Annotated in this window: 13 protein-coding genes; 7 read left to right on the top strand and 6 right to left on the bottom strand. The window is 67.1% G+C overall.

Annotated features, from left to right (window positions below):
• Positions 1–25: 25 nt before the first annotated feature.
• From AC4EEO_RS12710 to AC4EEO_RS12730, 5 genes are all read right to left on the bottom strand, one after another.
• Positions 26–6,154 (bottom strand): Ig-like domain-containing protein, encoded by a 6,129-nt coding sequence (locus AC4EEO_RS12710; protein WP_491338969.1) that lies wholly within the window; start codon positions 6,152–6,154, stop codon positions 26–28.
• A 189-nt stretch (positions 6,155–6,343) separates the two neighbouring features.
• Entirely contained in the window at positions 6,344–7,558 is a 1,215-nt protein-coding gene (locus AC4EEO_RS12715; RefSeq protein WP_491338970.1) for an adenylate/guanylate cyclase domain-containing protein, read from the bottom strand.
• Positions 7,548–8,144, bottom strand: a complete 597-nt coding sequence (locus AC4EEO_RS12720) for a PH domain-containing protein (protein ID WP_491338971.1) — start codon at positions 8,142–8,144, stop codon at positions 7,548–7,550. The genes AC4EEO_RS12715 and AC4EEO_RS12720 overlap by 11 nt, the downstream gene beginning before the upstream one ends.
• A complete protein-coding gene (locus AC4EEO_RS12725) occupies positions 8,137–9,045 on the bottom strand; it encodes a biotin--[acetyl-CoA-carboxylase] ligase (RefSeq protein ID WP_018762996.1) in 909 nt (302 codons plus the stop codon). The genes AC4EEO_RS12720 and AC4EEO_RS12725 overlap by 8 nt, the downstream gene beginning before the upstream one ends.
• Positions 9,046–9,164: 119 nt before the next feature.
• Positions 9,165–10,052, bottom strand: a complete 888-nt coding sequence (locus tag AC4EEO_RS12730) for an SDR family oxidoreductase (protein ID WP_491338972.1) — start codon at positions 10,050–10,052, stop codon at positions 9,165–9,167.
• 215 nt (positions 10,053–10,267) lie between these two features.
• Here AC4EEO_RS12730 and AC4EEO_RS12735 point away from each other — a divergent pair, with 215 nt between their 5' ends.
• From AC4EEO_RS12735 to AC4EEO_RS12750, 4 genes are all read left to right on the top strand, one after another.
• Positions 10,268–11,851 (top strand): acyl-CoA carboxylase subunit beta, encoded by a 1,584-nt coding sequence (locus tag AC4EEO_RS12735; protein ID WP_018762994.1) that lies wholly within the window; start codon positions 10,268–10,270, stop codon positions 11,849–11,851.
• A gap of 11 nt (positions 11,852–11,862) precedes the next feature.
• Positions 11,863–12,090: an acyl-CoA carboxylase epsilon subunit gene (locus tag AC4EEO_RS12740; protein WP_043424302.1), complete on the top strand. Its 228-nt coding sequence runs from the start codon at positions 11,863–11,865 to the stop codon at positions 12,088–12,090.
• 95 nt (positions 12,091–12,185) lie between these two features.
• The gene (locus tag AC4EEO_RS12745; protein ID WP_491338973.1) at positions 12,186–13,871 is read left to right on the top strand and encodes a DUF885 domain-containing protein; all 1,686 of its coding nucleotides are present in this window, start codon (positions 12,186–12,188) and stop codon (positions 13,869–13,871) included.
• A gap of 251 nt (positions 13,872–14,122) precedes the next feature.
• Positions 14,123–15,562 carry a dicarboxylate/amino acid:cation symporter gene (locus AC4EEO_RS12750; protein WP_491338974.1) on the top strand — a complete coding sequence of 480 codons (1,440 nt, stop codon included), beginning with the start codon at positions 14,123–14,125 and terminating at the stop codon, positions 15,560–15,562.
• Positions 15,563–15,707: 145 nt separating this feature from the next.
• On the opposite strand, the gene AC4EEO_RS12755 is transcribed toward AC4EEO_RS12750, so the two are convergent.
• Positions 15,708–16,268 (bottom strand): hypothetical protein, encoded by a 561-nt coding sequence (locus AC4EEO_RS12755; protein ID WP_491338975.1) that lies wholly within the window; start codon positions 16,266–16,268, stop codon positions 15,708–15,710.
• 175 nt (positions 16,269–16,443) lie between these two features.
• On the opposite strand from AC4EEO_RS12755, the gene AC4EEO_RS12760 reads away from it, so the two are divergent.
• The 3 genes from AC4EEO_RS12760 to AC4EEO_RS12770 are packed head-to-tail and all read left to right on the top strand — an operon-like array spanning position 16,444 to position 20,308.
• Positions 16,444–17,115 carry a TetR/AcrR family transcriptional regulator gene (locus tag AC4EEO_RS12760; RefSeq protein WP_133832172.1) on the top strand — a complete coding sequence of 224 codons (672 nt, stop codon included), beginning with the start codon at positions 16,444–16,446 and terminating at the stop codon, positions 17,113–17,115.
• Between the two features lie 16 nt (positions 17,116–17,131).
• Positions 17,132–19,654, top strand: coding sequence for an MMPL family transporter (locus AC4EEO_RS12765; RefSeq protein WP_491338976.1), 2,523 nt, complete (start codon positions 17,132–17,134; stop codon positions 19,652–19,654).
• A 9-nt stretch (positions 19,655–19,663) separates the two neighbouring features.
• Positions 19,664–20,308 carry a Maf family protein gene (locus AC4EEO_RS12770; protein ID WP_018762987.1) on the top strand — a complete coding sequence of 215 codons (645 nt, stop codon included), beginning with the start codon at positions 19,664–19,666 and terminating at the stop codon, positions 20,306–20,308.
• Positions 20,309–20,404 lie beyond the last annotated feature (96 nt).

The following is a 20,404-nucleotide window of genomic DNA, read 5'->3' on the forward strand; positions in this document are numbered from 1 at the left end:
GGGCACTTGCCCGGCGCCGCGGCGGCTATGGCGTTGCCCCTGTCGGGAAGGTGCACAGCGGTACACCGCTTTGCGCGGGAGAGCCCAGGGTGGTGTGCAGCGACTGGATCCAGCGGGTGGCGTTGGGCGAGCCGCGCATGATGTAGTACCACTGTCCGTCTCCGCTGTATGTGGTGCCGTGCGGCTTCCAGCACATGACATCGAACGTGTCCAGGTGCGACATCCAGGGCCGGTCGTAGCCGCCTTGGCCATCGCAGGTATTCCTCGACGGGTCATATGACGTGGCGCCGGGCAGGTCGGTACAGCTGCGGTCCATGCCGGGACCAAGCCGCGTGGTCCAACGGGTTTTCGCGGCACCCGACTGCGCGGAGGCAGACGCGACCGGGCCACCGGTGCCGCGCGAATTGACCGTTTGTACGTCGATCGAATGCCGCTCGTTGAATCCGGCGGTGTTGATGGTGCGGTTGCCAGAGGCAGCCACCCGTTCCCAGCCCCCGCCGTCGATCCTGATCTGGGTGTAGGCGATGTCGTGGCTGCCCGCCGCCGGGGATGCCCAGCTCAAGGTGAGGTTCTTCTGGTTCTCCGCGCCGTCCTGCCCGGCGGCCGACGGCGTGCCAGCAGAACCGTACGGGTTGGCGGTGGCCGGCGTGCTGGCGTCGGAACTGGGGGCCACCGAAGAGTTGGCGATGACGGTGATGGCCGTGGAACTGCCGTTGGCGAATCCTCCGACGGTTTGCCCTGGCCTGATCGGACCGGCCTGTCCCGTGCTGGCCCGGTAGGTGTAGCTGACTTCGGCGTACGTTGAGCCGTTGCGTTCGGCGGCGGTAAGTTCGCGGAAGTCGATGGTGACGGAGCGCCCGGCTCCGCCGGTGTTGGCTTCCGTGGCGCTCACGCCGGAGACTTGCGCGAGCTTGCCGGTGGCGCGGCGCGGGGCGGACGCCGCACTGACCGCGCCCTTCCCGGCCTTGTTCTCGGCCTGCACGGTGAAGGTGTAGGCCGCTTCGGAGTTGTTGGCGGTGAAGTTGGCTGTCCGGACGGTGCCGGCCACCATCTGGGTTTGGGCTGCCCCGCCGCCGCCGCTCATGGTGACGTAGTAGTTCCTGATGGCGTCACCGTTGGTGTTTGGCTCGTTCCAGTCCACCTTGAGCTGGTTGGAGGTTCCCACGGAAGATGCCACGGACGACGTCGGAGCGGCGGGTGCGGCGGGGACACCGGCAGGATTGTCCTCGGCGGAGTACGGGCTCCAGTCTGAGGGGCCCAGTTCGTTGACTGCCTGGGCGCGCACCTTGTACCGGACGCCGTTGGTCAGCCCGGGCCAGGTGTAGTTCAGCCCGGTCACGCCGTTCTTGACCGCCGCCCCATTCGCGGGCGGCGGTGAGATCTCAAGGTTGTAGTTCTTGACGGCCGAACCCTCGGTTTTGGCTGCCGGCCACGTGATTTCCATGGTCTTGTCGCCGGCCTTGACGGCAGGCGCGTCCGGCGGCGACGGCTTTTCGTCCGGCCGGATCTCATTGGAGGCCGGCGACGGGTCGGATTCCCTGACCTCGTTCGTGGCGGTGACGGTGAAGACGTACTTGACGTCGTTGGTCAGGCCGGTCAGCGTGCAGGTGGTGGTGGCACACTCCTGGCTGAAGCCGCTGGTGGAGTGCACGGTGTATTTGGTGATGGCCGCGCCGTTATCCGACGGCGGTGTCCACTTGAGCACGGCCGTCCGGCTCCGGACATCCGTGGCCGTGGGCGCGGAGGGCGCGTCGGGCCGGTCACGGACGGTGATCCGGACCCGTCCGTCGGTCTGCCGGGATACGTCTCCGGTCTTGTCCATGATGGTGTAGCGAACCACCATCACGCCTTTGAACCCGCTGGCCGGTGTGACGGTGATCGAGTCCCCCGCCACGGCGGGCTGCCCTGCGGCCGATCCGGTCTCCACGGTGGCGGAGGTGATCCTGAGGGGCGTCTCCGGGAAGGGGTTGTAGTCGTTGGCGAGGACGTTGACGGTCTCGGACGTGCCGGCGTTCGCTTTGTCCACCACGTCCTCGTTGGCTGTGGGAAGCGGCCGGTTGGAGGCCACCACGGTGGCGGTGATGGTGGCGCGGACCGGATCTGAGCGGCCGTCGGTGACTTTGAGCGGGATGCTGCCTTTCCAGCCGGCTGCCCGGGCTGAATCGGGGGTGACCTTGACGGTTGCCTTGTCCACTGTTGCGTTGAAGCCCTCGGGGAGCGCGCCGTCGAGAGCGAAGGCGAGCTTGTCCTGGTCGCCGGCGTCAACGTCCTTGGCCAGGTTGCTCAGGTCCAGGGTGGCCGACTCGCCCGCGGGAACGTCGAGGGTGGCTCCGCTGAAGGTGGGCGGATGGTTGGCGTTGGGGTCCGGGATGACTTTGGTGATGATGCTCAGCGTTGACTTGAGGCCGGCGGGGTCGTCCGGCCCTGTGCCGTCCGTCACCTCGAAGGTGATGGAGCCTGGACCCACGTAGTCCTTGAGGGCGGCATAGCGCAGGGCGTTGCCGTTTCCGGCCACCACGTTGTCCGGTTCCCCGCCCAGGATGCGGACCTTGTCCACCTGGGTGATCCGGGGCGTGCGGCCTTCCCGCACCCGGACGTAGTCCGCCAGGTTGAGGGTAATGTCCTTCCCGGACATGACTTCCACGGTCTCGGTCTTGGCCAGCGTGGGGTGTTGCTCCCCCTGCCCGGGCACCCAGATGACCGCCGTCGCGCTTTGGCCGTCAACATCGGTGACAGTGTAGGGAACCAGCTGGTCGGCCGGCCCAAGCGTGACGCGCACGGTGCCGTCGCCGGTGACGCGGGCGTTGGGGTTCCCGTCCGGCAGGCCGATCTTCAGTTCGGAGGCCACGCCGTCGGGGTCTGAGTCGTTCTTGAGGACCGGCACGTCCACGGCGGACTTGCCCAGCGTCTCTGCGGGGGTGACCACATCGTCCTTGGCAACCGGGGCCTTCAGTGCGGCATCAGGGCTGGCCTTAACCCGGATCACTGCACCGGACTGGGCTTTCTTGTCGTCCTGGATCTTGTAGCTGACGCTGTCATTGCCGGCAGCGTTCGGGGCCGTGAGCAGCACCTTGCCGCCTTCGGCTGCCTCCACGGCGAGGTCCGGGCGGCCCTCGAAGCCGTTGGATACCAGGGTGATCGGGTCACCGTCCGGATCTGAATCGTTGGCGAGGGCTTCAACGGCGATCTTGCGTCCGGGCCGGACTTCAATGGCGTCGTCGACTGCGATGGGCTTCTGGTTGGTGGCTTCCGCGGGTGCGATGCCGACGATCACAGTTCCGGTGTTCTCGGCCCCGATCCGGTCGCGGACCCGGTAGGTGAAGGTGTCAGTGCCGGCTGCATTGCCCGCTGCGGTGAATTCGAGGTAGCCGTCCTTGACCACGGCCGTGCCCATGGCGGGAGCCTTGTCCACCCCGGTCAGCTGGACGGAGTCGCCGTCGCTGTCCACGCCATCGAGGGGTACCGGGATGCGGACGGTCATGCCCGCCACCACCCGGGCGGTGAGGTTTCTTGGTTCTGGCCGGGTATTGAGTTGGTCGTCGCGGGCCCGGATCCGGACAGTGACCTGCTGTGAGTCGGACTGGCCTGATTCGTTGGTGACCTTGTAGATCGCGTAGACGGTTTTGGGTACGTCGCCGGCGATGAACCGCACAGTTCCGCCTGCCGTGAAGATGCGCCCGTCCGCCGGGTCCGGCTGCTGGGCCAGCTGCGGGTCAAGGGTGAGGGCGCCGCCGTTGGGATCGGTGTCGTTGGCCAGCACGGGGATGGTGACGACGTCGCCGGCACGAACGGTGGCCTCATCCGGCTTGGCCTGGGGGGCCTGGAGTTTCGCCGGTGCGGGGACCACCAACACGGCGATCTCGCCGGTGGCCGAGGCTTTGCCGTTGGAGATGGTGTATTTGACGGTGAGCTGGCCCTGGGCGCGGATGTCGGTGATCCGGACAACGGAATGGTCCAGCACGGAGACGCTGATGGGCAGGCCGTCCGCGGCCGTCACGGACTGGACCACCAGCACGCCGCCGGAGGGGTCGGAGTCATTGCCGAGCACGTCCACCAGCACGTTGCCGCCACTGGGCAGCAGTGCGGTGTCGCGCACGGCGACGGGGGCGCCGTCGCCGTTCCCGGGCACGACGTCGACACGCACCAGTTGCTGGGCGCTGGCCGGTCCGTTGGTGGCCAGGTAGGTGACGTAGTGCGCGCCCTCGGCGGTGGAATTGAACGTGAAGGTTTGCTGGTCGGCGCCCATGGTGGCGGTGGAATTACCGTCCGGGCTGGCCTGGGCCAGGCGCAGCGCCCCGCCTTGCGGGTCTGAGTCGTTCTTCAGCGGCGCGATCACCGTATCCACCCCGGCGACGGCGACCACGTGGTCCGCGTTGGCGATCGGCGGCAGCGCCCCGGGCGCGCGGACGTCGACGGTGACCTTTCCCTCGGTGGTGGCCCGGCCATCCGAGACGGTGACGGTGACGGTTTTGCGTCCCGGTTCAGCACCGGAATCCTGAAAGCTGAGCAGGCCGTCAGGCCGGACCCGGATCTGGTCGCGGGGGTCGCTGCCGCTGGCACCGACCACGAAGAGGTCGTCGCCGTCGGGGTCGATCCAATCGGTGAGGATGTTTTGGCTGACGACCTTGCCTGCCTGCACCACCAGGGTGGTGTTGCGGTTGGGCTTTTGCCGCGGTGCCGAGTTCTCCCCCGGCGGGACGACGTTCAACGTGACATCGGCGGAACCGGAAAGGCCGCGGCCGTCGTCCACCGTGTATTTGAACGCCTCAGAGCCCGTTTTGTCGGCGCCGACGCTGACCTGGAACCCGGTGGCGCCGTAGATCGGCGCGAGCAGGCCTGACTTCAGGGGGTCGGGCGTGCGAACGGTGAGGACGTCGCCGTCGGGGTCCGAGTCGTTGTCCAGCACGGGAAGGACGGTGGTCTTGCCGGCGCGCACGCCGAAGGTGTCCGGTTTGGCCACGGGGGCGTTGTTGGGTTTGGTGCGGTCCGGCAGGACGGTCTGCTGCACCTCATCGGCCGAGTCCTTGTCGGCGTCGTCCGAGGTCTGTTGCGGCGGGACGACGTCGTCCCAGTTGTTGACCAGCTGCATGTTCTGGTTCACCAGCCACACATTGCCCGAATTCACATCATTCAGGACCACCAGGTCCCGGTTCACCCGGAACACATACGACGGCGACGCACTCGCCTTCGGCACCGCAACATTCTTATCATCCGCATCATTGGTGCAGTCCCGGATGTACTTGTTCGCACCCGACCACGCCGCATGCACACACCCGCCCAACTGCACCGGAGCCGCGGGCACGCCCTCACCATCAAACGAGACCGTCTTCGCCGCCGCCCCGTCCAGAGGCTGCTTCAACAACGCCTTCCGCGTCGCAACGGCAACAAAATCACTGCCCGGCCCCGCCTGCTGCAACTTCGCATCCCGCGCATTCTCCAACACCAGCCGCTTACCGCCGGGCAAGAACAGGTTCCCCGCCGCAGCATCCAACACCACCGGCTTGTCCCCCACCACCGTCATCTGCAGATCCCCGGAACCCTTCAACCCCTCCCAGGTACTGGACTCCGAGGACATCACCGCACCATTGGCATCCACCCCCGTCACGGACACCACCCCGGACTTCGGATCCGCCGAATAAATCCGGTCATCAGACCCCACCGCGGAAACAATCCCCTCAGAACCCACCATGACAGGCTCCGACGCTTCCTCATCAAAACCATTCACCGTCGACGGCGACACCGCCCACACCTTGCCCGACGCCGGATCCGTCACCGAAATCGTCTGCGCCCCAAAACTCACCGCAGCAGAACCCGGCAGCTGATTGTCTCCACCCAGGCGCATATTCGCCGGCGACACCTGGTTCAACGTCGAACCGGTCGCGTCGTCAACAAACACCTCACCCGCATGCTGCAACACATCAAACGTCGTCGACGCCGGCGTCACCGCACCATCAAGCACCCGCGAAGGATAATTCAACCGCCCAACAGCATTCTTGGACTTCGACACCACCCACACGCCACCATCATTCAACTCAACCTCAGTGGTCTTAAACCCCGGATACAACACCGCACCCGTCACCACCACAGCCACCACCACACCAAACGCAGCCCCGGCGGACCACCGCGAGCGCAGCAGCCGGCGTGTCGAGGGCATGGCAAAACCAGGGTTTTCAGCGCGCGATTGGTCGCGACGTTCCATGAAGTGTTATCCCCCGATAGCTCTCTGCCCCTGCCGGCAGCCGGTGGCACAGGACCCCGGGCATCACAACCATACCGCTATCCGCCAACAAGTGGACAAATTGTTTTCGGGCAGCCCCGGGTCACCCGTCGCCGGGTGGCGCCCCTAGTCCAGGACCAGGCCCTTGCCGCGTCCGCGCGTGAGGCGGACGGGTTTGATTTCGCCGAAACCGCGGACATTTTCCGGGTCCTGGGGAATCATGACGAACCGCTCGTCGTGCTCCAGGGCGGAGGCGGTCATCGAGTCCACCAGCACGGTCCCCGGGTCCGCGAGCGTGGTGAGGCGGGCCGCCAGGTTGACGGTGGGGCCGTAGATGTCACCGAGGCGGGACAGGATCCTTCCCCACACCATGGCCACCCGGGCTTCCGGGAGGATTTCGTCTGCGGTGAAGGCTTCGGCGAGCGCCAGGGAGATCTCGGCACCGGCGGCGGGTGTTTCGGCGATGTACAGGACTTCGTCGCCCACGGTCTTGACCAGCCGGCCGCCGCCTACCGAAATGATTTCAGCGCATTTGTTTTCGAACCGCTGGACCAGGCGGGCCAGGGTTTTTTCGTTCATCCGCCGGGACAGGCTGGTGTAGGACACCAGGTCGGCGAAACCAACCGCGCGTGCCAAGGGCAACGGCGCATCGTCTTCGTCGCCTTCCCGGCCTTCTTCGCTGGCCTGGAGGCCGGCCTCGGCGCGGACCGCGAGCCGCTGGACGCCTGCGTTGAGCTGGCGGCGCCAGGAGTACACCAGCACTTCCTCGAGCGCGTCCACGAGGGCGGGAAGTTCGTTGACCAGGCGCTTGCGGGCCACGGCGTCCGTGACGCCCTGCTCGTGGACCATGTCCTCCACCAGGGCCTCGATCTGCCAGACGACCATGCGGTCCGTCATTTGGCCGATTGCCCGGGTGACTGAAATCGCCGCTTCCTCGGTGAGTTTGCCGGCGCGGACCAGGTCCACCACGGTGGACAGAGCCGCCTGGTCGCGTTCGGTGAAGGCAACGTCTTCGTCGCCAAAGTTCGGGAAGCCAAGGGCGCGCCAAAGTTTGCGGGCGGAGAGGAGGGAAAGACCGGCGCCGGCGGCCACTTCACGACGACGGAGCTTGCGTTCCCCGCCAAGGAGCCGTGCTTCCAGGGCCTTCATGGCGAGGCGCTCGGCGGACATGGCACCGGTGGGCGGGTGCCTGTCTGCGCCGGTGTCGGGAGCGGAGGTGCCGGGTGCGGAGGTGCCGGGCGCGGCCGCGTCGACGGCGGCAGCGGTGTCGGCGGCGGTGTCGATGGCGCCGATGCCGGGATCGATGCTGTTGACGCGTTCCTGCTGGTCCTCATCGGTCATCCCGTCCACCTTCTCTCATGTCCTCCGGAAAAGCACCGGCGGGATAAAACGTCGCATCCGGCAGGGCATCGGCCTGGTCCGGCAGTTCCCCGATGGCGTCGAGGATAAAGTCGCGGAACCGGGCAACCTCGGGCACGTCCGGAAAGGTCACCACGCCCTGGTACCCGGTTTCCAAGGATATATTCCCGGAGCGCACCAACCGCTGAAGGAGCGATTCACGGACGGTCAGGTTACGCACGGATACCAGGTTCACTTGTTGGTCACGCCTGTTCAGCATGCCGTACCGGGCCACCATCCGCTGGCTGGTCAGGGTGTACCGGGTTCCCTGCCAGCGGAGGAGCCGCGGCAGGCAGTAGCCCAGCCACACGGCGGCGACAGCCAGGACGCAGCCGGCCACGAGCCATGATGTCGATTGCCGGTTCAGGACCGGCGCCACCCGGGCAGCGCCGCCGCGGATGATCCAGGCGCTGGCAAAGGCTGCCAGCGCGGGGGCGAGCACGAAGGCTGCGGCGGCACCGGCGAGCTTCCTGGGCTGCGGGCGGGTGGTGACGATGACTTGTTCCCCGGGAAGGAGGCTCTTACGCATAACCGCCTTGGCCGGAGTCTTCCGGTGCTGTCCACGGCCTCAGGTGCACCACGTCGCCGGCCGTCACCACATGCTCCCGCCCATCGCGGTCCACCACCAGCAGGGAGCCGTAGTCATCCAGCCGGGAAGCGTGTCCAATGATCTCGTGGTCGCCGGGCAGCTGTGCACGAACCTGTTTGCCCAGCGTGACCATCACCGCCTCTATCCGCTTGTGCAGGGAAGGGCCGCCGGCCATCCCGGCCGTGGGGTCGCCGTCGGCGTTGCAGAAACTGCGGTACAAGGTGGCGAAGTGGGTGAGGTAGCTCTTGAGCAGGACGGTGCGGTCGGTGGTCCGGGCGCCTTCAAGTGCCACCGATGTTGCGGTGGGGACCGGGAGTTCGCGTTCGCGGAGGGTGACGTTCAGGCCGGTGCCCAGGACCACCGCGGGCACCTTGCCGTCAGCCATCGGACCAAGCTGGGCCAGGATGCCGGCGATCTTCCGGCCGCGCACCAGGACGTCGTTGGGCCATTTGAGCTCGGCCGGGATGCCGGCGGTATCCAGCAGCGTCTCGCGCAGTGCGAGGGCGGCGATGAGGGACAACCAGGAGTAGCTCTGGGTGGGGAGCGGCCGGCCCTCCGCGTTGACGGGACGCAGCACCACGGAGACGGACACCGAGCTCAGCGGCGGCGCTTCCCAGCGCCTGTCCAGCCGGCCCCTGGCGGCGGTCTGGTATTCGGCCGTCAGGACTGAAAGGTCCGGCCAGGCCGAAGGGTCCACCGTGACGGCACGAAGAAGGTCAGCGTTGGTGGAGCCCGTCGAGTCCACGACGTCGATCCGGGAAATGCCTGTGGCGGAGAGGAAACGCTGGTCGGCCAGGTCCACCCGGTTCAGGGGGGTGCCCGGTACGTGCGTGTCATCCATACCTGAATCCTACCGAGCGAAGCTGGAGACTACCCATCAGCACGGATTCCTCCCGGGACCGTCCACCACCCGCAACAACAGGGAGGTGGCCGGGCGGTCCGGGCGGGACCCAACCGGCCCTAGAGGAAGATGTCCGGAACCAATTGGTCCTCGGCCGCACCGAGGCTGTAGGGCCGGAAATCAGTGACGCCGGCGCCCGCCAGGACCTGCTCGTCCGTGTAGAAATTGCCCGATTCCGCATCTCCTGCGGCAAGGTGGCCTCCGGTCAGGACGGCGTGGGCGGCATCGGCCATGATCTGCGGGCCCCGCGCGGCCAGCACCATCGTCGAGCCGTGGGGCATGTTGCGGATGGCGGCCGTATCGATCAGGGTGCACGGCCAGAGCGAGTTCACCCGGACACCGTCGGCCTTCAATTCCTCGGCCAGGCCCAGCGTGGTCAGGCTCATCCCGTACTTGGCCATGGTGTAGGCGAGGTGCTTTCCCGCCCATGAGGGGTGGAGGTTCAGCGGCGGGGACAGCGTCAGGATGTGCCCGTGCGCCGAGGCCCGGAGCGCGGGGAGCGCCAGCTTGGAGAGCAGGAAGGTACCGCGGACGTTGATGTCCTGCATGAGGTCGTACTTTTTCATGTCGACGGCGTCCGTGGTGGACAGGTCGATGGCAGAGGCGTTGTTGATGACGACGTCGATGCCGCCGAAGCGCTCCATGGCGGCAGCGACGGCTCCGGCCACGTCCTCGTCCCGGCGGACGTCGCCCACCAGGGGCAGCGCCTGGCCGCCGGCCTCCACCAGTTCCTCGGCGGCGGTAAAGACCGTGCCCGCCAGCTTGGGATGGGGCGTGCCGGTCTTGGCCAGGAGCACGATATTGGCGCCGTCCCGGGCCGCCCTCTTGGCGATGGCCAGGCCGATTCCGCGGCTTCCGCCGGAGATGAGGATGGTGCGTCCTGCCAGGGAACCGGCTGCCCGGTAGGGGCTCCGGGGTGCCTGCAAAGCCTCGTCGCTTGAAGTCATGGAAACACTGTAGCCCAACTAAGTTACTGGCGGGTAACATAACGGAGAGGGTGCTGGAACCGCAGAAAATTGTAGGTTCCCTACAGCTGCGGGCGCACAAACCGTCATTAGACTTGCCACCAGGGTCCTTCTTTTGTGTGGATGCTACTTAAAGCTCCTGCGAATGCGGACCGACTGCCAACAGAACTGACTTGCTACAGAGCCGGAGACACTTGATGAGCCACGATCTGACAACGACAGCGGGAAAGATCGCAGATTTCCGCGACCGCCAGGCGCGTGCCGCACAGCCCTCCGGCCCCGAGGCCATCGAAAAGCAGCATGCCCGCGGCAAGAACACGGCCCGCGAACGCATCGAGCTGCTGCTGGACGAAGACTCGTTTGTTGAATTCGATGCCCTCGCCGTGCACCGCTCCACGGCATTCGGCATGGAAAAGAAGAAACCGCTGGGCGACGGCCTGGTCTCTGGCTACGGCACCGTGGACGGCCGGCTGGTGGCCGTCTACAGCCAGGACTTCAGCGTCTACGGCGGCTCGCTGAGCCAGGTCAACGGCGAAAAGATCGTCAAGGTCCAGGAATTTGCCCTCCGCAACGGCTGCCCCGTGGTGGGGATCCTGGACGGCGGCGGCGCACGCATCCAGGAAGGCGTGGCATCCCTTGCCATGTTCGCGGACATCTTCCGCAACAACGTGCACGCCTCAGGCGTCGTGCCGCAGATCTCGCTCATCATGGGCCCCTCCGCCGGCGGTGCCGCCTACTCCCCCGCCCTCACCGACTATGTGGTGATGGTGGACAAGACGTCCCATATGTTCATCACCGGCCCGGACGTCATCAAGACCGTCACCGGGGAGGACGTGGACATGGAAACGCTGGGCGGTGCCCGGCAGCACAACGCCACCACAGGAACGTCCACCTACCTGGCCTCCGACGAAACCGACGCCATCGAGTTCGTGCGCGAACTGCTGGACTTCCTGCCCTCCAACAACCTGTCCGAGGCACCCGTGCTGGGACACCAGCAGGAGTTGGAGGTCGACGACGACGACCTCGCCCTGGATGCGCTGGTTCCGGATTCCGCCAACCAGCCCTACGACATGCGGGCCGTCGTCGAACAGATCGTGGACGACGGGCACTTCCTGGAGATGCAGGCCCTGTACGCCCCCAACGTGATGATCGGCTACGGCCGCGTCGAGGGCCACACGGTGGGCATCGTGGCCAACCAGCCGCTCCAGTTCGCCGGCACCCTGGACATCGCCGCCTCCGAAAAGGCGGCCCGGTTCGTGCGCCACTGCGACGCCTTCAACATTCCCATCATCACCCTGGTGGACGTTCCCGGCTTCCTTCCGGGCAAGGACCAGGAGTTCCAGGGGATCATCCGCCGCGGCGCCAAGCTCCTCTACGCCTACGCCGAGGCGACCGTCCCCAAGCTCACGGTGATTACGCGCAAGGCCTACGGCGGCGCCTACATCGTGATGGGCTCCAAGAAGCTCGGCGCCGACCTGAACCTTGCATGGCCCACCGCGCAAATCGGCGTCATGGGCGCCCAGGGTGCCGTCAACATCCTCTACCGCCGCGACCTTGCCGCCGTTGCGGAAAACGGCGGGGATGTCGAAGCGCGCCGCGCCGAGGTCATCCGCCAGTACGAGGAAGAACTCCTCAACCCCTACCAGGCGGCAGAGCTGGGCTACGTGGACGCCGTGATCGCCCCCTCCGACACCCGGGTCCAGATCATCAAGGGACTGCGGGCACTGCGCGACAAACGCGCCAGCCTCCCGGCCAAGAAGCATGGGAACATCCCGCTGTGACGCCCGACCAGATGCCGGTGGTTGAGCCTGCCGAAACCCCGACCGCGCCGCTGTTCTCTGTCGTCAAAGGACAACCGAACGCCGAGGAACTCGCCGCGCTGGCCGCCGTCGTCCTGACCCTCGGCGGCCCGGCGCCGGCCAAGCCTGCCGCACCCAGCGTGCGGCACTGGGTGCGCCGGCAGCAGTTGCGGCTCGCGCCGTCGCCCGGCCCCGGCGCCTGGAAGCGCAGCCACGGCTGACGCTCCCCAGCGCCTGCCTCACCTCGCTTCGCTCGGCCAGGGAACCCGCGGCCGCGTGGGCCCGCCCTGTCCGCCCGGCCGGGTAGTCTCGGAATGTGACTACAGACACTGCACCCGCCGCGCGCCCGCATACCCGCATCGACGCCGTCGCCGATGACTACACCGACACCCTCACCAGGCTCAACCCGACCTTCGCCACGACTCTCGGCCTGCCGGGCCACGAGACGGAATACCAGGACTTCTCTCCTGCCGGCATCGCAGGTTTCGCCGAGGCCGCGCGAGACGCGCTGGCCGCACTGGAGGGCCTGCAGCCGGAAGACGACGTCGACGCCGTCACCCTGGACGCGATGCGGGAGCGGCTCGGGCTGCAACTGCTGATCCACGCCTCCGGCTGGGAGTATGCCGAGCTCAACAACATCGCCTCCCCCGCCCAGGACATCCGGGCCATCTTCGACCTCATGCCCACCGCCACCGCGCAGGACTGGGAGCATATCGCGGGCCGCGCCGGCAACGTGCCGGCGGCCATCAGCGGCTACATCGAATCCCTCCGCGTCGCCAGGGACGCCGGCAAAGTGGCCGCCGCGAGGCAGGTCCGGATCGTCATTGAACAGGTCACCAAGTACGCCGCCGACGACGGATTCTTCGCCAAGCTGGCCGCCGGTGCAGCCACCGCCGGCGGCCCCCTGCCCTCGCCGCTCCAGGAAAAGCTCGACGCCGGAACCGGCGCGGCCCGGAGCGCCTACGTGGGGCTGGCAGAGTTCCTGCGCACCGAACTGCTCCCGGCAGCACCCGAAAAGGACGCAGTGGGCAGGGCGCGGTACGCGCTGGCTTCGCGTGCATTCCTCGGCGCCGAAGTGGACCTGGAAGAAACCTACGCCTGGGGCGTCCAGGAACTGGAGCGCCTCATCGCCGAACAGGAACGCGTCGCCGACAGCATCAAGCCCGGTGCCACCATCGCGGAGGCCAAGGAAATCCTCAACAACGATCCCGCCCGGCAGCTCAAGGGGACCGATGCCCTGCAGGCCTGGATGCAGGATCTTTCGGACAAGGCCATGGCCGGGCTCGCCGGCGTCCACTTCGACATCCCCGAGGCCATGAAGACCCTCGAATGCCGGATCGCCCCCACGGACGAGGGCGGCATCTACTACACCGGCCCGTCAGATGACTTCAGCCGCCCCGGCCGCATGTGGTGGTCCGTCCCGGCCGGCGAGGACACCTTCACCACCTGGGCCGAGACCACCACCGTCTACCACGAGGGCGTCCCCGGCCACCACCTCCAGGTAGCCACTGCCACCTACCGCCGCGAACTGCTCAACAAATGGCGGCGCAACGTCTGCTGGACCTCGGGCCACGGGGAAGGCTGGGCCCTCTACGCGGAGAAACTGATGCAGGAGCTGGGGTACCTCACCGATCCCGGCGACCACCTGGGAATGCTGGACATGCAGCGCATGCGGGCTGCCCGCGTCGTCTTCGACATCGGCGTCCACCTCGAACTGGACATGCCCGGGCGCTGGGGATCCGGCACCTGGACAGCAGAGACGGGCTACGGCTTCCTCAAGGAAAACCTCCCCATCAGTGAGGGCCAGCTCAACTTCGAGTTCACCCGCTACCTTGGCTGGCCCGGCCAGGCACCCTCCTACAAGGTGGGCCAGCGGCTCTGGGAACAAATCCGCGCCGAGCTCGAAGCCCGTCCCGGGTTCGACCTCAAGGAGTTCCACACCAAGGCCCTCAACATCGGCTCCGTAGGACTGGACACCCTCCGCCGGGCGCTCTTGTCTTGACCCTGAACTGCGCGGCCCCAAGGGGCCTATCCTCTGCGCGCTGCTCGTTCCTCGCTTTGACACGCGCTGCCGGATGGGCCGCTTGCTGGCTCCGCGGGAGACATTAAGCACACCCATCGTGGGAATAAGTAACAAATACCGCTGCCTGCCTTGTGTTCACGGGTGTTTCCAGCGCATAGCACAATTGTTGCCGCGTAATATTTCTCAATATTCTTTCGACGTGGTATGCGGTGCAGGTCTAGCTTGTTCTGGTGACCACTCAGACAAGCACCCCATCCTCCGCGGGGAAGACCGGATTCCAAGTGCCCAAGTGGGCTTCCTCCTTCGGCTTCCAGATCATCGCCGCCCTCATCGTGGGCTTGGGCCTCGGCCTGCTCGCCAAGTACACCGGCAGCACCAAGACCAACCCGAACGCCCTCGGCGCCACGCTGCAGACCATCGGCTCGAGCTACGTCTCGCTGCTGCAGACCGCCGTTGTTCCGCTGATCTTCACCGCCGTCGTCAGCTCCATCTCCAACCTGCGCCAGGTATCCAACGCGGCAAGGCTGGCATGGAACACGCTCCTGTGGTTCGCCATCACGTCCCTGATCGCCGTGCTGATCGGAATCGGCCTGGGCGTGCTGCTGCAGCCCGGCGCCAACACCGGCATCACCGAGGAAGCCAAATACACCGGCAAATCCGGTGACTGGTGGGCATTCCTCGTGGGCCTCTTCCCGAAGAACTTCCTTGGCCTCGGCGCCAGCTCCACGGTTGCCGACTCCGGCGCAGTCACCACGTCGGTCAGCTTCAATGTCCTCCAAATCCTGGTGATCGCGATCGCCGTGGGCGTTGCGGCCCTCAAGGTGGGCAAGGCCGCTGAACCCTTCCTGAACCTGAACGCTTCGGCCCTTGCCGTCATCCAGAAGGTGCTGTGGTGGATCATCCGCATCGCCCCGCTTGGCACCATCGGCCTGATCGGCAACGCCGTCGCAGTCTACGGCTGGGACACCATCGGTTCCCTGGGCAAATTCGCCGTCGCGATCTACGTGGGCCTGGCCCTGGTCCTGTTCGTGGTCTACCCCATCCTGGTCCGCAGCCACGGCCTGTCCATCAAGCAGTACTTCTCCGGTGTATGGCCGGCCGTGCAGCTGGCCTTCGTGTCCCGCTCCTCGGTGGGTACCCTGCCGCTGACCCAGCGCGTCACCGAACGCAGCCTTGGCGTCCCCCGGGCCTACGCTTCCTTCGCAGTGCCGCTGGGCGCCACCACCAAGATGGACGGCTGCGCCGCCATCTACCCGGCCGTTTCCGCGATCTTCGTGGCACAGTTCTTCGGCATCCACCTGGACTTCAGCCAGTACGTGCTGATCGCCCTGGTCTCCGTGCTGGGTTCCGCAGCGACTGCAGGCACCACCGGCGCCGTAGTGATGCTCACGCTGACGCTCTCCACGCTGGGACTCCCGCTGGCCGGCGTCGGACTCCTCCTCGCCATCGACCCCATCCTGGACATGGGCCGGACCGCGGTGAACGTGGCGGGCCAGGCGCTGGTTCCCACCATCGTGGCCAAGCGCCAGGGCATCCTCGACGAGTCGCTGTACAACGCACCGCGCAACGGCACCCCGTTCGTGGACGACAACGAAACCGCAGCCGGTGAGCCCACCGACGGCACCACTGCCGACACGGCACCGCGCGAACTGCAGGACGCCAAGGCGTAAGGGCAGCCGCACAGCATGAAGTCCCCCGGGAAAACTTCCCGGGGGACTTCATGCCGTTAAGGGCTTCATGCTGTTAAGGGTTTCCTACTGCCCGGGGCGTCCACCGGCCAAGGGAAACGCAGGGCCGCCCGACCGGAGGAATCAGTCAGCGCCCGCCGCCACCGATCACACCATTCTGGACCGCCTTGGTCACGGCATCGGCTTCAGCCTGCGTCAGCTTCCCGTCCGTCACAGCCTTGTCCAGGCGGGTCTTGAGCTCAGCAGCGTGCTCAGACTGCTCATCGCTGCGGATCTCCTGGAGGGCCGCCGTCACCTTCGCTTCGTCGATGCCCAACGCGCCGGCCAGCGACTTGGCCAGCGCCGCTTCCCTGGCGGCCGGGTCCGGCTTCTGCCCCTCGGCCGGGGCAGTGGGCTTGTTGGCATCGCGGAAGGCCTTCAGCGCGTCCTGGACTTTGGTTTGGTCCACGCCGAGCTTCGCGGCCAGCGCAGCAGCCCGGTCCTCGCCGTGTCCGCCACGGCCACCATGCCGGCCCATGCCGTCGGGGGCCCCGCCGTTACTTGAGTCAGCCGGGGCGCTTGAGCTCGCGCTGGGCGCGGGCGCGGGTGTCGTGGTGGTTGCGGAGGCCATGCCGGCCACCCCGATCCCGGCGCCGAGGACCAGCGCAGCCGCTGACAGGCCCAGGGTCATCTTCTTGGTACGTGACATCTTTCGTCTCCTGATTCGCCGCCCTGCGACGGCTGTAGGTTTATGCCTCTCTCACTGAGACACACCAAGCATCCACCGCGAGCTTCAGGAAAGGCTGTTGGGAACCTTTCGATCTCCTGTGAATGCACGTGAAAAATACTTGCATGTAGTGCAAAGTTGCACGTAGTGTAATCCTGTGCCAAACGCCTCCCCCCACGACCAGCAGGCACCCCCATCACGGAGGGAACTGAACAAGGCAGCCACCAGGCAGGCCATCACGGACGCCGCCCTGGAACTGCTGCGCGCAAAAGGTCCGGGAAACTTCACAGTGGAGGATATTGCCGACGCCGCCGGGATCTCGCGCCGCACCTTCTTCAACTACTTCAGCAGCACCGACGCCGCGCTGGCGTCCATCGTGCACGGCTTCCTGGACACTGCCATCCAACAGTTCCGGCTCCGCCCGGCAGAGGAGCCCATGCTCGAATCGGCCCAGGCAGCCCTGTCGGCCCTGGCCGATCCCGAGGCCGTCGCTCCACTGGCGGAACTGTTTACCCTGACCCAGCAAAGCCCCCTGATGGCCCACTCCGAACTGGAGGCATGGGACCACTGCCGGGCGCAGGTCTTCGCCGTCGCCCGCGAGCGCCTCGCCGGCACCCCGGGCGGGCAGGACGAACTCTATGTCCATGCCTTGGCCGGCTCCATCATCTCCTGCGGCAAGGCTGCCATGGAGGTCTGGTTCAGCCGGCGCGGCCCCGACCTCACAACAGGGTCCCTGACCGAGCTGCGCCAACTGTTAATTGATTCGATTGCCCTGCTGGGCACAGGCTTCGCTCCCCCTGCTTCACCTTCCGCTGTCCGCTCCTCCTGATCAGATCGGTTCCCGCATGGCACTCCTCCTCTACCGCCTTGGCAAGTTCTCCTACCGCCGGCGCTGGCTTGTCATCTCCTTGTGGCTCGCCGTGCTGGTGGCCGTTGGCGGCTCGGCCGCAGCGTTCCACGGCACGCTGTCCAACAACTTCCAGATCCCGGGCACAGAGACCCAGCGGATCGCTGACAAGCTCAAGCAGGACCTGCCGTCGGCTTCAGGCGGCAGCGCCACGATCGTGTTCGAAGCCCCGCCCGGCGGGTTCACGGACCAGGGCCGCGCAGCCGTCACGGACGCGCTGAAGAAGCTCCAGGCCCTGCCCGAGGTCCGCGGCACGGTTGACCCGTTCGCCACCCAGGCCCAGGTGGACCAGGCAGCCAAGGCGATCACCGACGGTGAACAGCAATTGGCCGCCGGCCAGGCCCAGCTGGACTCCTCACGGGCACAGCTGGAGGCAGGCAAGGCCCAGCTGGCCGCGGCCGAGCAGCAGCTCACGGCCGCAGGGGCACCGGCTGCGGTGATCGACGCGCAACTGGGCCAGCAGAAGGCGGCACTGGCAGCAGGCCAGGCCAAGCTCGACGCCGGAACCCGGGACCTGGAGGCCAGCAAGGCCAAGCTGGAGCTCGGCAAACGCCAGGCCCAGGCGGCCTCCGCCATCCGCTTTGTCTCGGAGGACAACCAGGCCGCCGTCGCCCAGGTCCAGTTCAACACCTCCATCAACGGGCTCTCCCCGGCGGTCCGGAAACAGGTCCAGGACATCGCCCATGAAACGTCCTCAGCCGGCGTCACGGCACTGGCCAGCAAGGAGATTACGGAGGACATCTCGGCCCTGTTCGGCACGGCGGAGATCGTGGGCATCGCCGTCGCCGCGCTGGTCCTGATCCTCATGCTGGGTACCCTGATCGCCGCCGGCCTCCCGCTGCTGATGGCCATCATCGGCGTCGGAGTTGGCGTCGGCATCACCTTCGCACTCTCCGGCCTGTTCGACATGAGCTCCATCTCCCCCATGCTGGCCCTCATGCTCGGCCTCGCCGTCGGCATCGACTACTCGCTGTTCATCGTCAACCGGCACCGGACCCAGCTCCTCGCCGGGATGGACGCCGAGGAATCGGTGGCCCGGGCCAACGGCACCTCGGGCAACGCGGTGGTCTTCGCCGGCCTCACCGTGATCATCGCCCTCGCCGCCCTGGTGGTCCCCGGGCTGCCGTTCCTCACCGTCATGGGCCTTGCCGCAGCAGGGACCGTAGCCGTGGCCGTGCTCGTGGCCATCACGCTGACCCCCGCCATGCTGTCCCTGATCGGCCGCCGCATCATCTCCCGGCGGGCGTGGGCCAAGGCCGAGGCGCACAACGCCGAGCCGGGCCATGAAGCCGCGGACCTCGCCACCGACCGCCAGCGCAGCACCCGCGGCTGGGGCGGACTCGTCACCCGGCACCCGTGGGTGGCACTGGTGGCCGGCGTCCTGGTACTCGGCACCCTGGCGCTGCCGGCAACCCAACTCCAGCTGGCCCTGCCGGACGGCGGCTCCGAGCCCGTCGACTCGGAGGCCTACCAGGCCTACGACCTGACGGCGCGCAGCTTCGGCGAGGGCGTGACAGGTCCGATCGTGGCGGTGGGCGAGTTCCCGGCGAACCTCGACGCGGCCCAGGCACAAAAGCTGCAGTACGACATCGCGGACAAGCTCCGCGCCGTGGACAACGTGGTGGCCGCCGTGCCGGTGGCCCTCAGCGATGACCGCCGGACCGCCGTGTTCCAGGTCATTCCCAAGGAAGGCCCCGCCAGCGCCAGCACCGTCAAGGTGGTCGCCGAACTGCGCGGACTCAACGGCGAAATCCAGTCGGACTACGGCGTGGCCATGGGCCTGACCGGGCAGACGGCCGGCAACGTGGATGTCTCCACGAAGCTCGGTGCCGCCCTGCCGCCCTACCTGGCGATCGTCGTCGGGCTTTCCCTGGTCCTGCTGTTGCTGGTCTTCCGCTCCATCGTTGTCCCGCTGCTGGCCACCGGCGGCTTCCTGCTGTCCCTGTCCGCGGCCTTCGGCGCGGTGGTGGCGGTGTACCAGTGGGGCTGGCTGGGCAGCGTCTTCGACGTCGCCAACCCGGGAGCCGTGCTCAGCTTCCTGCCCATCATCCTGATCGGCGTGTTGTTCGGTCTGGCCATGGACTACCAAGTGTTCATCGCCTCCGGCATGCGCGAGGCGTACATGCACGGCTCCGAAGCCAAGGAAGCTGTCCGGGTGGGCTTCCGGCACGCAGCCGCCGTGGTCACGGCCGCCGCGATCATCATGGTCAGCGTGTTCTCCGGCTTCATCTTCAGCCACCTCACCATGGTCCGCCCACTGGGCTTTGCCATGGCCTTCGGCGTCCTGTTCGACGCCTTCGTGGTCCGCATGACCATTGTCCCGGCCGTGATGTACCTGCTGGGCGCCAAGTCCTGGTGGCTGCCGCGCTGGCTGGACCGGATCCTGCCGGACGTGGACGTCGAAGGGGCCAAGCTCAACCGCGGGCAGGCCGCCCCCACCCCGGGCGAACTGGTCCACTAGGCTGGAACCGTGCACCACCTGATTCTCGCGTCCCAGTCCCCCGCCCGCACCAAGCTCCTGGCCGAGGCCGGCATCCGGCACACGGTCCTGGTGTCCGACGTCGACGAGGAAGCCGTCCAGGAGCGGTACGGCGTCACCGACCCGCATGACACCGCGCTGCTGCTCGCCAGGGCCAAGGCCGAGGCCGTGGCGTCCCTGCCGGAAGCGGAGGGCGCCCTGGTACTGGGCTGCGATTCAGTCTTCGAGTTCGACGGCGAGGCGCACGGCAAGCCCTACACGGCCGACGTCGCCCGGGACCGGATGCTCCGGATGAGCGGCAGCGCGGGGGTGCTTCACACGGGACACTGGCTGGTGGACTGCAGGGACACGGACGACGACGGCCCGGGCGGCCGCGGTTCGGGCGCCACGCTCGGGGCGGTCGCCTCTGCCGAGGTCACCTTCATGGACATGGAGCCGGCGGAAATCGACGCCTACATCGCCACCGGCGAGCCGCTGCACTGCGCCGGTTCGTTCACCATCGACGGCCTGGGTGGGGCCTTCATCCGGAAGGTCGACGGCGACCCGCACGCCGTCGTCGGCCTGTCCGTCTCCACCCTCCGTGGCCTCCTGGCCGCCGCCAATGTGCGCATCACGGATCTCTGGCCCGCGCGGTAAGTCCTCCATTTTCGGGACGCCTTGTAGCTTCCCTACAAAGGAAGCCTGGTTTACACGCGGATTCCGCAAGTAATATCGGCGGAACCCTCAAAACCG

The organism is Pseudarthrobacter sp. MOO13, assembly GCF_058267655.1.

Excerpts from the sequence above, each read along its gene's own strand:
- AC4EEO_RS12710 (WP_491338969.1), bottom strand. The coding sequence starts at position 6,154 with ATGCCCTCGACACGCCGGCTGCTGCGCTCGCGGTGGTCCGCCGGGGCT.
- AC4EEO_RS12715 (WP_491338970.1), bottom strand. The coding sequence starts at position 7,558 with ATGACCGATGAGGACCAGCAGGAACGCGTCAACAGCATCGATCCCGGC.
- AC4EEO_RS12720 (WP_491338971.1), bottom strand. The coding sequence starts at position 8,144 with ATGCGTAAGAGCCTCCTTCCCGGGGAACAAGTCATCGTCACCACCCGC.
- AC4EEO_RS12725 (WP_018762996.1), bottom strand. The coding sequence starts at position 9,045 with ATGGATGACACGCACGTACCGGGCACCCCCCTGAACCGGGTGGACCTG.
- AC4EEO_RS12730 (WP_491338972.1), bottom strand. The coding sequence starts at position 10,052 with ATGACTTCAAGCGACGAGGCTTTGCAGGCACCCCGGAGCCCCTACCGG.
- AC4EEO_RS12735 (WP_018762994.1), top strand. The coding sequence starts at position 10,268 with ATGAGCCACGATCTGACAACGACAGCGGGAAAGATCGCAGATTTCCGC.
- AC4EEO_RS12740 (WP_043424302.1), top strand. The coding sequence starts at position 11,863 with ATGCCGGTGGTTGAGCCTGCCGAAACCCCGACCGCGCCGCTGTTCTCT.
- AC4EEO_RS12755 (WP_491338975.1), bottom strand. The coding sequence starts at position 16,268 with ATGTCACGTACCAAGAAGATGACCCTGGGCCTGTCAGCGGCTGCGCTG.
- AC4EEO_RS12765 (WP_491338976.1), top strand. The coding sequence starts at position 17,132 with ATGGCACTCCTCCTCTACCGCCTTGGCAAGTTCTCCTACCGCCGGCGC.